At 68.2% G+C, this 18,321-nt stretch carries 13 protein-coding genes; 4 read left to right on the top strand and 9 right to left on the bottom strand.

Annotated elements, in window-relative coordinates; all coding sequences use genetic code 11:
- Positions 1-484: 484 nt before the first annotated feature.
- From D1604_RS07245 to D1604_RS07220, 6 genes are all read right to left on the bottom strand, one after another.
- Positions 485-2,326 carry an ATP-binding protein gene (locus D1604_RS07245; protein ID WP_119412792.1) on the bottom strand — a complete coding sequence of 614 codons (1,842 nt, stop codon included), beginning with the start codon at positions 2,324-2,326 and terminating at the stop codon, positions 485-487.
- A gap of 6 nt (positions 2,327-2,332) precedes the next feature.
- Positions 2,333-2,551, bottom strand: a complete 219-nt coding sequence (locus D1604_RS07240) for a hypothetical protein (RefSeq protein ID WP_054764205.1) — start codon at positions 2,549-2,551, stop codon at positions 2,333-2,335.
- A 135-nt stretch (positions 2,552-2,686) separates the two neighbouring features.
- Positions 2,687-3,607 (bottom strand): P-type conjugative transfer ATPase TrbB, encoded by a 921-nt coding sequence (trbB, locus tag D1604_RS07235; protein WP_054764206.1) that lies wholly within the window; start codon positions 3,605-3,607, stop codon positions 2,687-2,689.
- Positions 3,604-4,017, bottom strand: a complete 414-nt coding sequence (locus D1604_RS07230; protein WP_054764207.1) for a hypothetical protein — start codon at positions 4,015-4,017, stop codon at positions 3,604-3,606. The genes trbB and D1604_RS07230 overlap by 4 nt, the downstream gene beginning before the upstream one ends.
- Positions 4,004-5,905: a type IV secretory system conjugative DNA transfer family protein gene (locus tag D1604_RS07225; protein WP_233551934.1), complete on the bottom strand. Its 1,902-nt coding sequence runs from the start codon at positions 5,903-5,905 to the stop codon at positions 4,004-4,006. Before D1604_RS07225 ends, D1604_RS07230 begins: the two co-directional genes overlap by 14 nt.
- A gap of 169 nt (positions 5,906-6,074) precedes the next feature.
- On the bottom strand, positions 6,075-6,479 hold the full coding sequence (locus D1604_RS07220; protein ID WP_035306061.1) for a thermonuclease family protein: 405 nt from the start codon (positions 6,477-6,479) through the stop codon (positions 6,075-6,077).
- Positions 6,480-6,565: 86 nt separating this feature from the next.
- On the opposite strand from D1604_RS07220, the gene radC reads away from it, so the two are divergent.
- The 4 genes from radC to D1604_RS07200 all read left to right on the top strand — a co-directional run bounded on the left by radC (position 6,566) and on the right by D1604_RS07200 (position 14,696).
- Positions 6,566-7,261 carry a RadC family protein gene (radC, locus tag D1604_RS07215; RefSeq protein WP_231681370.1) on the top strand — a complete coding sequence of 232 codons (696 nt, stop codon included), beginning with the start codon at positions 6,566-6,568 and terminating at the stop codon, positions 7,259-7,261.
- On the top strand, positions 7,258-8,169 hold the full coding sequence (locus D1604_RS07210; protein WP_035306060.1) for a toprim domain-containing protein: 912 nt from the start codon (positions 7,258-7,260) through the stop codon (positions 8,167-8,169). Before radC ends, D1604_RS07210 begins: the two co-directional genes overlap by 4 nt.
- A gap of 38 nt (positions 8,170-8,207) precedes the next feature.
- Positions 8,208-10,274 (top strand): ParB/RepB/Spo0J family partition protein, encoded by a 2,067-nt coding sequence (locus D1604_RS07205; RefSeq protein WP_052004749.1) that lies wholly within the window; start codon positions 8,208-8,210, stop codon positions 10,272-10,274.
- A gap of 141 nt (positions 10,275-10,415) precedes the next feature.
- Positions 10,416-14,696, top strand: coding sequence for a strawberry notch-like NTP hydrolase domain-containing protein (locus tag D1604_RS07200; RefSeq protein WP_119412791.1), 4,281 nt, complete (start codon positions 10,416-10,418; stop codon positions 14,694-14,696).
- Positions 14,697-14,866: 170 nt separating this feature from the next.
- Here the strand turns inward: D1604_RS07200 and D1604_RS07195 are convergent, their stop codons facing one another.
- The 3 genes from D1604_RS07195 to D1604_RS07185 all read right to left on the bottom strand — a co-directional run bounded on the left by D1604_RS07195 (position 14,867) and on the right by D1604_RS07185 (position 18,317).
- Positions 14,867-15,172 carry a hypothetical protein gene (locus tag D1604_RS07195; RefSeq protein ID WP_035307824.1) on the bottom strand — a complete coding sequence of 102 codons (306 nt, stop codon included), beginning with the start codon at positions 15,170-15,172 and terminating at the stop codon, positions 14,867-14,869.
- 115 nt (positions 15,173-15,287) lie between these two features.
- Positions 15,288-15,725, bottom strand: coding sequence for a CopM family metallochaperone (gene copM / locus D1604_RS07190; RefSeq protein WP_035307825.1), 438 nt, complete (start codon positions 15,723-15,725; stop codon positions 15,288-15,290).
- 30 nt (positions 15,726-15,755) lie between these two features.
- Positions 15,756-18,317, bottom strand: coding sequence for a heavy metal translocating P-type ATPase (locus D1604_RS07185; RefSeq protein ID WP_035307827.1), 2,562 nt, complete (start codon positions 18,315-18,317; stop codon positions 15,756-15,758).
- Positions 18,318-18,321: the final 4 nt, after the last annotated feature.

Raw genomic sequence — 18,321 nt, 5'->3', positions numbered from 1 at the left:
GTCGGCGTTGACGATCCACAGCAAGCAAAACCATCCACAGCCTGTCAACGCGGCCTGTGAATATATTTTTACGGCGGAGTCTTGCTTCTAGATCGCCCTCGAAATCCAGCGACCGTCCATCAAAGTCTTGCAACGGCGCAAGTCGTCCGCGACTTTCTTCGATTCACCCGGAGGGCCCGTCATCATTGACTTCAGACCTCAATGCGTCCGGATTTCGCCGGAATGCGCGACAGGGCGCCGACGAGAGAATCGGATCGACGCCAGGCCTCCCGAAAGCGCGAAGCGCATGACGTCAGAAGCTTGTCGGACCGCCGAATATTGTCGGGCGTGGCCTGCGACGGATCAGCATGGGACCGGCGGATGCCGGCGGCCCCTTAAACAGGGGCCCGCCAAGACGTCCGCGACCGCCTGGAAGACGGCGGACACGCGGTCGAGGCGGTCGTCCATCGATGTCGACGATCGCGCCGACAGTCTCTGAGCCGAGTCAGGCGGTCTCGCGCAGGAAGTCGTCCTCGTCCTCGACCTGCGCCTCCTCCCCCTGTCGGTTGGGACGGAACTGACGCCCCATGCTTCGACGGGCGCTCTGGATGGAGTCGTAGAAATCGTCGGCCGCCAGGCTCAGGCTTTCCGGCGCGAGGGCGTGACGCACGGCGTCGGGATCCCATTCCTTGTTGAGCTGCTTGGCCAGGGCGAACACCACCGCCCGACCGACGCGCAGGACCATGCTCTTCTCCGCCTGTCTAACGGCGGCTTCACGCATGGTGTCGAGGTCGGCGACGGTCGCATAGGAGGCCTCGAGCGCATCCTTCATCTCGCCGATCGACGGATAGAGCATGTTGAGAAACAGCTGGCCGTTCTCATAATACCGACCGGCCCGCCCCTTCAGCTGCTTCTCCTCGATCTCCTCGGCTGTCCTCAGCAGGACGATCTCGGGCGCGCGTTCGCGGTCTTTCCAGAGATCGGCCGCCTTCGACCCCTGCGGGGCAAGGTTCAGATCGATATGCTTTGTCTTCGGCCTGGAGGCCCCGCCGGCTCCGCCCTCGCCGTCACGCTGGGGTTGGGCGCCCACGCCGCTCGCTGTATCGACCAGACGGATTCCCGTGGTCGTCGGCCTCGGGGAGACCCGGCGAACCCGCAGGTCGTCGAGCAGCTTCTGAAGTTCGTCACGGATGTCGTCGCTGGAGGTGCTCTCCGGCGCGAACGACCGAATGACGTCGATGAGCCACTGGGGGCGATGCTGGGCGACGAGGTCGCCGAAATGGGCGGCTTGAACGGTGTCCTGCTCACCAGCCTGGTATCGCAGGAACTGACGGTAGGCCTCCGGCAGCACGTCTGCGTCGTCCGGCAGTTCGATATGGACAGAGATGTGCTTCGATCCGAAGGGGATGCCGAACAGGGGGGCGTTGATGGACCAGCCGCGCCCGGTTTTCACATCATAAAGCTCGTCGCGATAGACGACGCCGGCGAGACTCAGGGCCGACTGGATGGCGCCGCTGATCGAGCGGTTATGGCTCGGCGACTTCTCATAGGGCGGGTCGTAGAAATAGTGAATCTTCACGCCGCCCGGCGCCTCGACCGTCTCGGTCCGCTCAAAGGCTCCGGCGGCGGCGCGTCGCGGCAGGGGCTCGAAAGCCCGGGTCCCGTCTCCGAGCTTGTGCGTTCCAGCCAGCAGGGTCACGCGCACGCCTTCAGGCAGGCGGTAGAACCGGTGATACAAGTAGGTGGCCAGCCACTGCGCATCGACCACCGGATCGCCGTTGTAAGGCGCACGGGCGGTCTCCTGATCCGCCTCGTTCCCCAGCAGGCGAACTTCCGTCCAGTCCTCCGTCAGGTCGTATCCTTCCTCGGCGGCCAGCTCGGTCACATCGATGACCTCGACGAGGTCGCCGTTCTCCAGCGTTCGCCGAAGACGCCCGTACCGCCCGTCGCGCTCGCAGAGGATCACCTCATTGACCGCGCCGGATTTGCAGGAGCGATAGACCATCCCCAGTCGGTTGGACGGCAGGGACGCCACCTTCGCGCCCATCCCGAAGTTCGCGTCCAGGCCCTTCTGCTTGCGGATGGACGAGGCTAGATCGCACATCCGGTAGAGCTCGGCGGCGTCCATCCCCGGTCCGGTGTTCCAGATCGCAAGCTTGGGCGTGTCGTTGAACGTCACAGTGCGGAAGATGACCTGACGACTGCCTTCGGGCGCGAGGGACGCGGCCTCCATTGCGTTCTTGGCCAACTCCCGCACCATCATGGTGCGCGGGCAACGCTCGATGGTGGTCGAGACGAGGAAATCGACATCGTCGATAAGGATCGGGGTGATGCTGGACTGGGTCATGGCGGCCTACAGCTTGAAGCCGGACTTGCGGGTCCGGGGAGCCTCGAAGCGGGCCTCGACCTCCGCGACGGCGTCACGCAGCGCCCGCATGATCTTCTTCACCTCCACGTCCTCGTACTCATAGACCTGCCGGTTCGACAGGTTGCCGATCCGGGCGATCGCATCGAGCGCCTTGGTGGTGCGACCTTCCGCCAGTTCACGGAATTTTTCGCGTTTCTGAGTCACGAATGAGCATCCTTGTGATCGTATTCGTCGATATTTTCGTCGAATACGAACCACACATCCGCACGATTTGCAATCACGCGGATATTTCAGGCCTATGGGGGAGCTGCCTCTCAGCTCCAGCGCGCGGTACCCTCGTCAGCTTTCAAGGGGCAGCAGGTCATCGACGACCCGGCCCGTCCGGGTCCGGCGGATGTGGACGATGATGTCGATGGACTGGGTGATCATACGGTGCGGGATCGCTGGCCCGACCTCGGCGATCAGATCCTCGATCCGGGACACAGCCTCGCGGGCGGAATTCGCGTGGATCGTCGAAAGGCCGCCCGGATGCCCGGTGTTCCAGGCCTTGAGGGTTTCGAGCGCCGCCGACCCTTCGCGCATTTCTCCAACGACGATCCGATCAGGTCGCATGCGCAAAGCGTCACGGACCAGGTCGACGACCCCGATCGGCACAGGGTGGCGGCGTGTGAGGGTGGCGACGAGATCCCACGCGGAACATTGAAGTTCGGGCGTATCTTCAATCAGGAAGACACGGTCGTTCGCAAACGCCGGCTCTGCGAGCAGCGCATTGGCCAGCGTCGTCTTCCCCGAACCCGTACCGCCCGAGATCAGCAGATTCCGGCGATCCCGCACCGCGGCGCGCAGGACCTCGGCCTGCCCCTCCGTCACCACGCCGTCACGGACATAGTCATCCAGGGTCCAGATCACGGCGGGTCGTTTCCGGATCGAAAAGGCAGGCGCGGCGGTTACCGGCGGGAGAAACCCCTGGAACCGCTCCCCGGTGACCGGAAGTACCCCTGCCAGACGTGGATTCTCCCGGGTGACCGGATCCCCGACATAGTCCGCGATCAACCGGATGACCCGTTCCCGGGCTTCTGACTCCAACTCGTGGCCGGTATCGGCGCGCCCGGTCCCGACGCGATCCAGGACCAGGCGCCCATCCGGGTTGACGAGGACTTCGACCACAAGCGGATCGGTGAGCGCCTCCAGGATGTCGGGCCCCAGCGCGTGGCGAAGCGCCTCCAGCTTCCGTTCGCCGACGATAGGATGGACGCTCATTCGGCCGTCCCGCGCTGCGGCCTGCCGCCCGAGATCAACCGGGCGGCCGTGTCATCGAGAAGCTGTTCGATCCGGCGGTCCACTGCGGCGCGGGCGACAGGATCCTGATCCGTGACGGCGTCCGGCAAACGCATGAAGAAGGCGCGGGCGACCTCGATGACCAGCTCCTGGATGATTTGCACGTCTCGCGCCGTCGACCGCATGTGGTCTCTTAGCGCGCGGTCGAGCTGAAGCAGACGGTCGTCCGGATCGGCGGGGAGGCTTCTGGCCAGGCCCTTCGCAAGCGAGCGTCCGGCGGCCTGGCTGATCGGAATATTGGCCGAGCGCGCTTCCCGCTGCAGGGCGGCGACCACGCGGGGGTCGGTGAGATAGACCTGAACCCGCGTCGCCCCGGTCTCACGCCCGCCCATCCCCGCCTCCCTGCAACCCGTCAAGCACCGCCTGTTCCGCCGCGAAGGCGGTCGAAATCCGCTCGTAGGTCTCGGCCGCCCTGGCGGCGACGCGTCGGTCATGGATCGCCGCCTCCACCTCTTTGAACAGCGGCAGGGCCGCCTCCGGATCCTCGCCCAGCCCCCGTCGTCCCGCCCATGGGTGAACCGGTGCGCCAGGCGTGTCGACGCCAGCCGCCTGATCCGGCGGCGGCAGGTCCGCGCGCGTCCGGAAGGGCCGCTCCCTGTCGTAGAGGACCTTGCGTGTCCGCAGCGGTCTGTGCCCTGCCGCAAAGGTCAGCTGCACCTCGTCCGGCAGCGCCCGGACTTCGCCCGGCTCCAGCAGGGGCCGTTCGATCTCGGAGCGGGACACCGAGCTCCGGCCGGCGCCCAGCCCCGCCGGACCGCTGCGGCTGGTCTTCCGCTCCAGCACGGTGCCGGTGAGCTTGGACACCTTGTCCTGTGTTAGCGGATCGAGAGCGCTGAAGGCGGTGTAGACATGGCAGTTGTCGAGGATGGTGTTGTTGGCCCCATAGGTCTCGACGATGTCGTTCAGGGACTGGGCGACGAACATTGTCTTGATGCCGTAGCCGCTCATCAGGCGCAGGGACTTCTCGAAGAAGGCCAGTCGGCCCAGCAGCGGGAACTCGTCCATGAGCATCAAAAGGCGCCGGCGCTTCTCGCGGCCCGCGTCGTCGGCGTGCTCTGCGGCGGTCAGGGCCTGGGCCGCCGCGTAGAAGAGAAGCCGGATCACCGGTCGCAAGGCGACGGCGTCGGCCGGAGCGACCTGCACATAGAGGGAGACCGGCGCCTCGGCGCACATCAGATCGCCGAGCGCGAAATCCGATGCCGACATCGCCCGAACCAGATCGTCGCCGGCCAGCCATTTGAGATAGCTGCGCGCCGTGCCCTGCACCGAGGTGCGAAAGCGGTCGTGCATCGCCGCGTAGCCCTTCACCGCCGTGGAGATGAACGGATGGACCTCGGGGACGCCCTCGGGACCCAGACGATGAAGGGTCCGGACCATGACGTCGGCGGCGGCGTCCAGATCGGCGAGGATCGTTCTCACCGTCAACAACGTCTTGTCCGCGTCCGGCGCCGTGTAGAGGACGTGCAGGATCACGGCTTCGAGAATCTCGGACGCCGCCTTGTCCCAGATGGCCTCGTCGTCCCGTGCGCCTCCCGGATCGCTGAGGATGGCGACCAGCCGCTGGACCTGCGCCAGTTCCTGGGGCCCCGGTCTGATCTCCGCCAGAGGATTGAAGCGCGCGGACGCCGGGTCTCGCGGGTTGAAGTAGAGCGCATGACTGTGCTGGGCGCGCCAACCGGCGGTCACCCGCCACAGCTCCCCCTTGGGATCATGGACCAGGACGCTGTCGGTCCAGCTCAACAGGGTGGGGACGACATGGCCCCGTCCCTTCCCCGCGCGGGTCCCGCCCGTCACGAGCGTCGGGCGCAGGTCGGTCGTCGCCAGAAGACGGCCCTGCAACCGCCCGAGGACGCACCCCGCGTCGTGCCTCAGGCCCGCACGGCGAGCCTCCGCCAGGCCGCCCCACCCGCGCGTTCGCTTCACGGCGCCGCCGTCGAACAGAAGCAGGCCCCCGGCGCCCGCGGCCATCACGAGCATGAAGACCGAGAGCGGCAGGGCGAAGGCGTCCCCCTCCGCCGCCCCGAACCTCTGGCGCCAGACGAGGATCATCCAGGGCCAGTAGACGCCTGTCTCGTCCAGCCGGAGCGCCGGCCCCAGCGTCACATGATAGCGATAAAGCCAGGCGAAGGTCTGGGTGGACGCCTGAAGCGCGACTAGTAGTGCGGCGACAAGACCGGCGAGGCGTGCTGGCGGCATGACGACCATCCGTTCGAAGACCATCGAGACTTCGAGGGAGAGGGCCGTTTGAGGCGACTTTCTGGCCGCAAATCCGGTCCTCGGGCGCCGTCGACGCCGATATAGAGGCGTGTCACGCGGGTGAGCCGTTTTGCCCGATCCGGCCGGACCGCAATATATTCTCGCTGTCGGCTCGTCTCCGAGCCGTGACGGGTCAGTTGCCGCCTTCGCGCACCCCGGCGGCCCTCAGGAGGTCGCCGACACGACGACCGTCGAGCCGGCAGGTCGCGATCACCCGATCATAGACGATCACCCGGCCGCTACGTCCTCGCGTCGCCACGCATTCGAGGCGTCGGCCCATCACCAGACGGCGCAACTGGTCCCGGGCGGCGCGTCCGCCCGGTGCGTTGAGCTCCGGGGCATTGAAGTCCGCGAGCCTCACCTCGATCCAGGTGGAGGGGTTCGTGCTGTCGCCGACGCAGAGCCCGTCGCCATCGCCGACATAGCGGGTTTGCCCCGAGAAAACCTGTCCGGCGCGATCTGGCAGTCGCCCCTCGCACGGATCGGCATGGGCGATCGCGGGCGCGGCGAGGAGCGGGAGGATGAGCCACCATTTCATCGGATCAACCTGGGCCGATCCGGTCGGATCGAAAAGCGCGATCGGGAAGAAAGGAAGGGCGGCCGGGAATGCTCCGCTTGGGAGCCTTGCTGGAGACCGCCATGCGCCCGCTTCCTGACCTCGAACCCGCGATCGCCGCGGCTGGGCGTTCGCCCGACACGAGTTCCCTCGCCAACCTCGACGACCGCGCCCTCCTCGCGCTTCTGCTGGGCCGCAGCATGCGACAGACATCAATGCCCGCCGTGGACGCCCTGTTCGACCGGTTCGGCGACATCGCCGCCATTGCTTCCGCCGATGTGCCGGAACTGGCGCGCGCCAGCGGACTGGGACCAGCGGCTCTCACCGACCTGAAACTGCTTCGTGTGCTCAGCGAACGGCTGGTCCGCGCCGAGGCTTCGAGACGGCCCGTCATCACCAGCTGGACGGCCTTGCTCGCCTATGTTCGGGTCGCATTGGCCGAGGAACCCCGCGAGCAGTTCCGGGCCCTGTTCCTCGACAAGCGCAACCGGCTCCTGAGCGACGAACTGGTCGCCCAGGGCACGATCGACCATGCCCCCGTCTATCCGCGCGAGGTCGTGCGGCGGGCGCTGGAGGGGTCGGCCGCGTCCATCATCCTCGTGCACAATCACCCTTCGGGCGATCCCGAGCCGTCCCGCGCCGACATCGAGATGACGCGGAAGATCGTCGACGCCGCCAAGGTCTTCGACATCCAGGTTCACGATCATCTGGTCGTCGGGAGGGACGGTACGGCCAGCCTGCGCACCCTCGGGCACTTCCGGTGAGCCTGCGCCAGATCGTGGCGATCCTCGGCGGAGACCTCTACCAGAACGGCTTGCGCGCCAATGTGCCGGCGCCCGGCCATGGGAAGGCGGACCGTTCCGTCTCGCTCCTGCTCGATGGCGGCCGTGTCGTCATCCACACCTTCGGCGCGGCCGATTGGCGGGAGGTGCGCGACGACCTGCGGCGTCGCGGACTGGTCGATCACGGCGGTCGGCTCATGGGTGTCGCGGACACGCCGGACAGGCCCGTGATCGACCACCCCCGACGGCGGGCGGTCGCGGGTGCGCTCTGGCAGGATGGGGTAAGGCCCGCCCGGACCGGCGTGGTCGCACGTCACCTCGCCGTGCGCGGCGTCGCTTGGCGGGAAGACCTCGACGACCTGCTCGAACATCCCCGCGCGCCCCTCTCGGTCTACCGGCCGGGGCGGCGCGTCGGACGCGCGATGATGACCGGGATCCGGTCGCCCTCGGGGGATCTCACGGCCGTCGAGCTCACCTATCTCGCGACCAACGGGCAGGTCGCATCGGGTCTGAGCGTTCCCCGCAAGACCGTGGGCCAAGTCCCGCCGGGATCGGCCGTACGGCTGCGTCCCGCGGCGGCGCGGATGCTGGTGGCCGAAGGCGTCGTCACCACCCTGTCCGCCATGGTCCGCTTCGACCTGCCGGGCTGGGCGCTCATGTCAGCCGGAAACCTCTCGCGGTGGCATGCACCCCACCATGTTTCGACGGTTCTAATCGCCGGAGACCGGGGCGAAGCCGGGGAGATCGCCGCGATGCGGCTGGCCAGGCGGCTCGAGCGCGATGGCGTGGAAGCGATCGTCGCCTTTCCCCCAGCCCCGTTCGGCGACTGGAACGAGGCCGCTCGAGACCATCAGAAAGCGGGAAAGGAAGGGCGCGGACGGGCGCCGTAAAGGCGGGGATGGACCTCGCCTACGGCAGGAGAGCCCTCATGTCCCGTTCCACCGCCGTCGCCGTCGTCGCCACCCCCTTCCAGGTCGCGTCGACCCGTAACCGCCCGCTGGTCCATCTCCGTGATCTCGACATCGCCCCGGAGAACCTTCGCTTCGGCGAGCCCTCCGACGATGACATTCCGCTGCTTGCCGAGACTCTGTTCGCCGCCGGTCAGCTGCAGCCCCTGACCGTCCGGCCCGGTCGAAAGAAGGAAGCCGCCAACATGGCGCTCGACGGCAGGCGGCGCTTGCTGGCGCTTCGTCTTCTGGTCGAACAGGGACGTATCGACGACAGCTTCCTCGTCGATGTCTTCGTCGAGACGGATCCCGCCCGCCAGGCCGCGGCCGTCCTGCTCACCAACACGGCCGTGCCGGTCCATGTCGCCGACATCATCGCGGCGATCGGCCGGATGCTGAAACGCAAGCTCGGCGTGCCCACGATCGCCAAGGCGCTGGGATACGCGGAAATCGACATCAAACGTCTCGCGGCCCTTGCCGCCCTGCCGGATGTCGCGCTGCAGGCGCTGCGGCTCGGCCGGCTGAACCTGCGCCAGGCGCGCCTGCTCGCCAGGCTCTCCGACCCCGACGAGCAGGCGGAGCTGGCCCGGATGACCCTCGACGGTCACGGTTTCCAGGATTGGCGCGTGACCGAAAAGCTCGACGAGGCTCGCGTCACCGCGCGCGACCCTCGCTGCGCCCTCATCGGCCCGGAGCGATACGCCGAGGCCGGCGGCCGCTCCGAGACCGATCTGTTCGGCGAGCTGCCGCCGGTGCTGCTGGACCCGGCCATTCTCACGGAGGCCTGGACCCGACGTGCACGGGAGATCGCCCTGATCTACGAGGCCGAGGGCCTGGCGGTCCACGTCACGGCGGGCCCCGAACCGGACCTGCCGGACGATCTGGAAGCCGCCGGTTACGTCTACGGCGGCATGCTTCCGGCCACGGAGATGGCGGCCTACCGCGACAAGCGAGACGCCTTCAACGCCGCCGTCGAAGGGGTCGAGGCGGTCCTGACGGAGACGACCGACGCCGAGGCGGTGGACGCCGCGCTCGACGTCATGATCCGCGACCGCCTGGCCATGGATCAGGCGGGATGGAGCGGCCGGGCAGCCACGACCCTGGTCCTGCGTCCTGCACTACGCACCGGGATCGAAGTCCGGTGCTTCACGCCCGTGGAACCGGAAGTCGAGGACGAGACCGACGATGAGGCGCCCGCCTCCGCGGGGGGCATCGCTGCCGCTCCCGTCTACCGGCCGCCCGAGGTCGATACGCCGGAACCCGAGACCGAGGGCGTCAACCACGCCCTTCACGCCGTGCGCACCGACGTGGCCACCCGCGGTCTGATCCGCGCCCTCGCCGACGATCCCGGCGTCGCCTTCACGGCGCTGATCGCCCGCCTGTTCAATCAGCTGGCCGTCAGGACCTCCGGCCAGAGGTCCGAGTCCGCCCTCGCCCTGACCGCGTCCGCCTTCAAGCCGACCGGCGGTCGCGTCATCGAGGCGTTGGACGGCGAGGTCCGCCAGAGGCTCGACGATCGACGCGCCGCGTGGGAGGCGTCGGGCCAGACGGTGATCGCCTGGGTGCATGGTCTCGCCCATGGCGACAAGATGGGTTTGCTGGCCGAGCTCACCGCCCTCTCCCTGGATGTTCGGGAGGAGCGGACCACACTGATCCGCAAGTCGGCCCGGGCCGAAGCCGCTGAACTCGCCGAGCTTTGCGGCGCGGACATCAGTCTGCACTGGACCCCGGACGCCGAGTTCCTGAAGCCGCATTCCAAAACCCTGCTGCTGAAGATGCTGGAAGAGATGGACCGGGCCGATGTGAGAGCGGCCCTGCTGAAGAAGGCCGATCTGATCCCCTGGGTCGAGGAGAATGCGGCCGAGAAGGGATGGGCGCCGGCCAGCCTGTCCTGGACCACACCGCCCGACGTCGACGAGGTCGCGGCGTCGGACGCTGACGGTCCGGAGAGCGATACGGCGGAAGAGAGCGAAGGCGATGCTGACGACGGCGTCGGCGCCTTCGAGGTCACCGCTGAAGGCGAGGCGGCGCTCGACGACGCCGCCTGATCCAGGCGTGAAGACGACGAGGCCCGTCGCGACATCGTCGCGGCGGGCCTTCGTCATGGAAGGCGGGAGGAAGGGCGGCTGGGCGCGAGCCTGGAGGACCGGAGGGATGAGCCCGCCGCTCCAGGCGACGGAGCCCTTCCCATGACCGCCGCGCAGACACCGCCTCAGACCGCCAGCCTCTCGCTCTTCAGCGCACCACGCCCGTGCGACCGCGCCGCCAACCTCATGGCCGCAGCCCGGGTGCTCGCCACCCACCTGGCCCGGTCCCGCCCGCTGCACCGCAAACTGGTCTCCAGCGTCATGACCACCGGCTTCGGCGGGTCGGACGCCGAGGGCTTGTGGAACTGGCGGGACGCCTATGAGGCCATCGAGGCGGCGACCGTTTTGCAGATCCGCCGGCTGGCGCCCCAGGTGTCGCGGCTCGAGGACGCGCCGGCCGCCATCGCCGTCCTTCTGGCGACGGTCGGCGCCCTGGGTCTGACCCACAGCCGACGCAGCGAAGATCAGATCGCGCTGGACCAGTTCTCCACGCCGCCGGAACTGGCGGCGCTCGTGGTGCTGGCCGGTCAGGTTCGCCCGGGTGACCAAGTGCTGGAGCCTTCGGCGGGCACCGGGCTGATCGCTATCGTGGCCGAGGCCTGCGGCGGAGTTCTGACGCTGAACGAACTGGCCGAGGGTCGCGCCGTCCTGCTCGACGGCCTCTTCGTTTCGGCGACGCGGTCACGTCTTGATGGACGACGCGTCCAGAACCTGTTGCCGGGCGCGGGCGGGTTCGACGTCGCGGTCTGCAATCCGCCCTTCACCGATCTGGAGGCGCATCTGACCGGGGCCTTCTCGGCCCTGGCCGATGGCGGGCGCCTGGCCGCCGTCGTGCCGATCACCGCCCTCATCGACGAGGGTCTGATGCGTCGGTTGAGCGCCAGGGGGCGTGTCGTCGCCCGGATCGGCTTTCCGCCACGCGCCTTCTCCAGGCACGGCACCAGCGTGGAGACCGGGTTGCTGGTTCTGGACCGGCTCGAGGGCGGCGCCGCGGTCGCTGCGCTCGCGAACGGTGATGATCTCGCCGCCTGTGCCGCCCTGGCCTCGGCTGTGCCCGAGCGCGTCAAGGCGAGGCCGAGGGTTCGCCTCGAACTCGGGGCGCAGACCTTGCTGGCGCCCCGGGACCGGTCACTCGCCCTGCCGTCCGGGCGTCTCGGCTTCCTCGCGGGAGCGTCCCCCATCACCTATCAGACCCTCGCCTGGACGGGCGAGGGCCGCGATGTCGGCCTCTACCAGGCGCACCGGCTGGCGCGGATCGCCCTGACGGCGCAGACGCCCCACCCGTCAGCCCTGGTCGAGTCCGGTCCGATGGCCTCGGTCGCCCCGCCCGCCCCGTCATACCGGCCGGTCCTTCCGGCGGCGGTGCGTCTCGACGGCCGGATCTCCGACGCCCAGCTGGAGACGGTCATCTACGCCGGCGAGGCTCACGCCGGCATGCTGCCCGCCTGGTGGACGCCGGAAGAGTCGGCTCGTCAGCTCAGGTTGTCGCGGGAGGAGGATGAGGGTTCCGTCCAGCTCCGGCGCGGCTTCTTCCTTGGCGACGGCACCGGCTGCGGCAAGGGCCGGGAGATCGCCGCCGTCATCGCCGACAACATGGCCCAGGGGCGGACCAAGGCCCTGTGGTTGTCGAAGAACGACTCCCTGCTGGACGACGCCCGGCGCGATTGGGCCGCCATCGGCGGCGGGGCCCACGACATCGTGCCGCTCAACAGCTGGAAGTTGGGAGATGGCGTGCGGCTGGATCGCGGGATTGTCTTCACCACCTACGCCACCCTGCGTCAGCCTGCGCGCGGCCAGAAGATGTCGCGGCTCGACCAGATCGTCGCCTGGCTGGGCGAGGATTTCGACGGGGTCATCGCCTTCGACGAGGCCCACGCCATGGCCAACGCCGCGGGGGGCGGCAAGGGGGCGCGGGGAACGAAGAAGGCCTCCCTGCAGGGGATGGCCGGCCTGGCGCTTCAGAACCGGCTGCCGAACGCCCGGGTGCTCTATGTCTCGGCGACCGGCGCCACCACCGCGGAGAATCTGGCTTACGCGGCCCGTCTGGGTCTTTGGGGCGGGCCGGAGGCGCCCTTCGTCACCCGCGACGACTTCCTCGACGCCATGGACAAGGGCGGGGTCGCCGCCATGGAGCTCGTCGCGCGCGAGCTCAAGGCGCTCGGCCTCTATGTGGCGCGGTCGTTGTCGTTCGAGGGCGTCGAGTACGAGCCGCTCTTCCACGCCCTGACCGAGGACGACATCAGCATCTGGGACGCCTGGGCCGACGCCTTCCAGCTGATCCACGCCAATCTGGGCGAGGCGCTGAAAGCGACCGGCTTCAATGATGAGGAAGGCAAGGCCAAGAGCGGCCTGGCCGCCTCAGCCGTCCATTCCGCGTTTGAAGGCGCCAAGCTGCGCTTCTTCGGCCACCTCCTCGCGGGATTGAAGGCGCCGACGCTTGCGGCGTCGATCCGGGCGGACCTGACCGAAGGGCGTTCCGCCGTGATCCAGATCGTTTCGACGAACGAGGCGGTGATGGAGCGAAGACTGGCGTCCATCCCGCCGGAGGAATGGAACAACCTCTCCATTGACCTGACGCCGCGCGAATATGTCCTCGACTATCTGCGCGAGGCTTTCCCGGTGAATCTCATGGAGGCGATCGAGGGTGACGACGGCTCGGTGACGCTGGTCCCGGTCATGGTCGACGGCCGGCCCGCCGTGAGCCAGGAGGCGTTGCGCCGGCGCGAAGACCTGATCGAGAAGATGGCGCTCCTGCCCGCCGTGCCCGGCGTTCTGGACGCCCTTCTGGACACCTTCGGAACAGAGGCGGTCGCAGAGATCACGGGACGGTCGCGTCGCGTCGTCGCGCGCGACGGACGCCGGCTCGTCGAGCGCCGCGGCGCCTCGGCCGCGCGGTCGGAGACCGACGCCTTCATGTCCGGCCGCAAGCGTATCCTGGTCTTCTCGGACGCAGGCGGCACAGGACGCAGCTACCACTCCGACCTCTCGGCGCCGAACCAGCAGCGCCGCTCGCACTACCTGGTCGAACCGGGCTGGCGGGCGGATGCCGCCATCCAGGGTCTGGGGCGCAGTCATCGCACCCATCAGGCCTGTCCGCCGCTGTTCCGCCCGGTCACCACCGACATCCACGGCGAGAAGCGGTTCACCTCGACCATCGCTCGACGGCTGGATTCGCTGGGAGCCCTGACGCGCGGCGAACGCCGAACGGCCGGGGCCGGTCTGTTCCGGGCCGAGGACAATCTGGAAAGCCCGTGGGCGCGACGCGCCTTGCTCGTCTTCTATGGCGCGCTCGGCTTTGGCGAGCTGTCGTCCATGACGCTGGAGGACTTCGAGACCAGGACCGGCCTGAAGCTGCGCGACGCCGACGGGGGGCTCAAGCTCTCCGACGACCTGCCGCCGATCCACACCTTCCTGAACCGGCTGCTGGCGTTGCGCATCGCCGACCAGAACGCCCTGTTCGCCGACTTCGACGGCATCCTTTCAGGCATTCTCGAAAGGGCCGCCGCCTCGGCCGACCTGGACCGCGGGCTGGAGGACATCGAGGCTGAGGAGTTGGCCGTGGTGGAGGAGGAGACCATCCGGACCGACGTCTCGACCGGGGCGGAAACCGCACTCGTCACCTTCGAACTCAAGGTGCGGCGTGAACTCGTCAGCTCGGACGCGGCGTTGGCAGGCGCTGAAGGCTCGGCCTTCCGCCTGGTCGTCAACGACCGTTCCGGCCGCGCCGCCCTGGCCGAGTTCGGGTTGACCACCACGACCGATGACGACCGGCTTGTTCCGGCGGTGCGCCTCTTGCGGCCTGACCAGCATCAGGTCACGCCGGAGAAGACGTTCGAGGAGTCGGCCTGGGCCCAGACCGATGAGGCGGCGTGGCGGGCGGTCTGGGACGCCGAAGTCGCCGCGACCGATCCGTGGCGGACGCGCCGCCTGACCCTGGCGACCGGCCTTCTGTTGCCAATCTGGGGAAGGCTGCCGTCCAAGGGCTGTTCGGTTCGCCGCGTACGCGCGCCGGACGGTCGGCGTTGGCTGGGCCGCGTGCTGGACGAGGTTCAGGCCGCCAGCCTGAAGACGGCGCTGGGCCTGACCGAGGTCGGCGACGCCTGGGCCGATGGCGGGCGCACCGCTGCGGCCGTACTCGACCGCAATGTCCAGCTCGCCCTTTCGGGCGGCCTGTGGCTCAAGCGATCGCGGGTCATGGACCGCTGGCGGCTGGAAGTGGTCGGGGGCCGCACCGACCGTGACGCCCTGGTCTCGCTCGGCTGCTTCGTCGAGATCATCGCCTATGCCCCACGGGTCTTCGTTCCGGTGGACCGGCCCGATGTCGTGGAGGGGGTGCTGCGCCGCCATCCGGTCCAGTCGATCCTGGAGGGTGCCGCAGCCTAGCGAAACAGCGACTTACGCTTGCCGGCTCACTGCGGGTCGCCGGGCGCGATACCGACAAGTCCGGCGACTGGAATCAACAGCGGCAGCGCGCCGACGATTACCAAATGGGAAGAGCGACACCGTCCCGCGAAACCCAGACCGGCTGCGGCCTGGCGGTCTGCGCTGCAGTCTCAAGGCCGTGCCGCTTCGGCCACTCCGGGGTGATCGTGATGACGCGGACCGAACTGCAACTGATCTCGCGTCAGAACAAGAAGGCCGAACCCCAAGAGACATACAGTCGCCATGGCGGCGGTCATGACCCGTCCAGCCTGCCCCTTCCGCCCGAGACGATAGGTCATGATCGCCAGGAGCGACATGAGAACGCCGAAGGACACGAACACCGGGATGCGGTAGGTCGCCGCCAGCGGTACGGCGAGACAGACGACGATCGCGCCGGCGACGAGGCTCGCGCCAATCGCGATCAGTGTGTCCTGCACCGGCCGGAACGGCTCTGGCCTCCCGTATAGCTTGGACCGGCCGCGCCCCTTGTAGCGCCCTGGACGCCATCGAGGAGCCTTGCTCCGGATCGGGGATCGCTTGCCCCCCATGGCTTCAGCCCTGCGCGTCCGCCGGGCGAGCCGCGCGGTTGGCCAGCCACACCCGCATACGGACAATTTCAGCTTCCTGAGTCCGAATGATCTCCTCCGCGAGGCCCTTGACCTCGGGATCCGAACCTTGGTCGAGCGCAATCCTTGCCATGGCGACCGCCCCCTCGTGGTGGGCGATCATCCCGCGCATGAAGTCGACATCGGCGTCGCCGCTGTAGTCGATGTTCATAGCGGCGTGCATCCGCTCGTTCGCCTCCTTGTAGGAACGGGTGGCGGGATTATCCGAGGCGGCATCGCCGTGCCCGGCATGCTGGTCGATCGGGCGTGCATCGACTGCCGTCGGCTCCGGCGCCGGGCGACCCTGCCGCGAGAGCATCCCGAAGCCGAAGACCGAGATCAGGAGAAAGGCGGCGATGACGCCAACCCAGCCGAGACGTTTCATTGGACTATCCTTTGCTTTCCTGAAGGCGGGTCATTCGACGCCGCGCGGACCGCGCCACGCCAGAAGGCGAAGCGCGTTGAAGACGACCAGCAGGGTGGAACCCTCGTGGAGGGCGACGGCAGGGCCGATGCCGAGACCGAGGATCGTCGCCGGGACGAGGAACGCCACGACCCCGAGGCTGACGAACAGGTTCTGGCGGATGATGCGGCGGGTTTGACGGCTGAGACCCACGGTGAAGGGCAACTTCGACAAATCATCCGCCATCAAGGCTACGTCGGCGGTCTCCAGGGCGACGTCCGATCCCGCCGCACCCATGGCGACGCCGACCGTCGCGGTGGCCATCGCCGGAGCATCGTTGACGCCATCGCCGACCATGGCGACCTTGGTCTCCGCCCGGAGTTTCTTGATGGCGTCGACCTTGTCCTCCGGCATCAGGTCGCCCCACGCCTCGGTCAGCCCGACCTGACCGGCCACCGCCTGGGCCGCCTTCTGGTGGTCGCCCGAGATCATGATCATGCGGCGAATGCCGAGCGCGCGGAGCGCGGTAAGGGTCTCGCGCGCCTTGGCCCGAGGCGTGTCGAGAAGGCCGATGACCCCGAGATCCTTTGTCCCGCGGCGAACCACCATGAGCGTCCGTCCCTGGTTTCGAAGGCCCGCGACGGCGATCTCGGTGTCCGGTGCGAGCGGAGCGATGGCGTCCGAACCGAACATCTCCGGTTTGCCGATCCAAACATCCTGGTCGTCCAGGCGTGCCGTGACGCCCTTGCCAGTCAGGCTACGCAAATCCGTTGCGGTTCGAACGGGGGCGGCGACCAACCGCTGGCTTCCGTCGCGGACGATCGCTTCCGCCAAGGGGTGATCGCTGAGCCGTTCGACCGCGACAGCAATCTCCAGGAGCTCGCTCTCTGTCGTCTGGCCGAACGGAACGACATCGGTGATCCGCGGCCGCCCCTCGGTCAGCGTCCCGGTCTTGTCAAACGCGATGGCGTCGAGCGCTCCCAGGTTTTCGAGCGGCGCGCCACCCTTGACGAGAACCCCGGCGCGGGCCGCCCGGGCGACCCCGGACAACACCGCGCTCGGCGTGGCGATCGCGAGAGCGCACGGACTGGCGGCCACCAGCACGGCCATCGCCCGATAGAAGCTGTCGCGGAACGGCTCGTCGACGACAACCCATGCAAACAGGAGGACGAAGGCCAGACCGAGCACGAGGGGCACGAAGACGCGCTCGAAGCGATCGGTGAAGCGCTGGGTCGGCGACTTTTGGGTCTCGGCCTCACTCACCATCCGGACGACCTTGGCCAAGGTGGTGTCGTTGGATCGACGCGTCGTTTCGATCTCGATGGCGCCGCCGCCGTTAATGGTGCCGGCGAAGACCACCGACGCCGCCGAGACATTCGCCGGCTTGGCGCGGGCCTCCTCGGGGTTCAGGACAGGCTGCTTGTCCACCGGAATGCTCTCCCCTGTCACGGGAGCCTGGTTCACGCTGGATGTTCCCTTCACGACGAAGCCGTCGGCCGGGAGACGCTCGTTCGGCCGGACGACGACGAGGTCGCCGACTTCCAGCTCTTCGACCGGAAGTTCGACGACGGCCTCTCCTCGCCGCACATGAGCGGTGCGCGGGGCCAAGGCGGCCAGAGCCTCGATCGCCTTCTTGGCGCGACCCATCGCGAAGTGTTCGAGGGCGTGCCCGAGGCTGAACAGGAACAGTAGCAGCGCCCCTTCCGCCCAGGCTCCGAGCGCCGCGGCGCCGGCTGCGGCCACCAGCATCAGGGTGTCGATCTCGAAACGCTTGCGCCGCAGATTCCCGACAGCCTCGCCGACCGTGAACCAGCCGCCCAAGGCATAGGCGATCAGGAAAAGGCCGAAGGGCAGCCATCCCGGCACGCCCGGAATGAATTTCTCGATCAGCCAACCAATCGTGAGCGCGACACCGCTGCCGACCGCGAAAATGAGCTCCGTGTTGGGTCCGAGGAAGCCGCCATGACCATGGTCGTGCCCGTCGCCTTCGGAATGTCCGTGGTCATGGCCATCGCCATCGAAGTGGCCATGGCCGTGACCGTCATCGGGCGTATGACTGGCCTCGTCATCGGATGGCGCAGTCGGCTGCGCATCAGGGCGCTTTGCAGTGGCTGAAGCAGCGTCCTCCGTCGCTCCGACCAGTGCGAGGCCGTGGCTCGCAAGGCGATCGACAAGCGTCTCACGGTTCGTGATCTGCCGGTCGAACTCCAGGCGCAGAGCGCCAGCCGGATCCAGCACCGCCTCGATCACGCCGGCTTCTTCGCCGAGCGCGGCCGCGAGCGTGCGGGCGTGCCGGGCGTGGCGGACACCCTCCACTCGCCCGACGAGATGCCCGAAACGCTCACTGACCTCGGCTCCGGCCTGACGCGCACGGCGACGGACCTGAGCCAGCGACAGCTGGTCGGGGTCGTAATGGATGCAAAGCTCTGGGCCTCCCTCGCCTTCGGCGACATGCGCCTCAGAGACGCCGGGTTCGGCCCGCAACAGCGCGATCAGCCGTCCAACGCAGCCGTCCTGCACATCGGGCGCATGAGGCAGGAGGACGGGAATGTTGAGGCGGAGGGTCTTGGGCATGATC

This window comes from Brevundimonas sp. LPMIX5 (assembly GCF_003576505.1).
Taxonomy (GTDB): domain Bacteria; phylum Pseudomonadota; class Alphaproteobacteria; order Caulobacterales; family Caulobacteraceae; genus Brevundimonas; species Brevundimonas naejangsanensis.
This window is presented reverse-complemented; position numbering and strand designations above follow the sequence as displayed.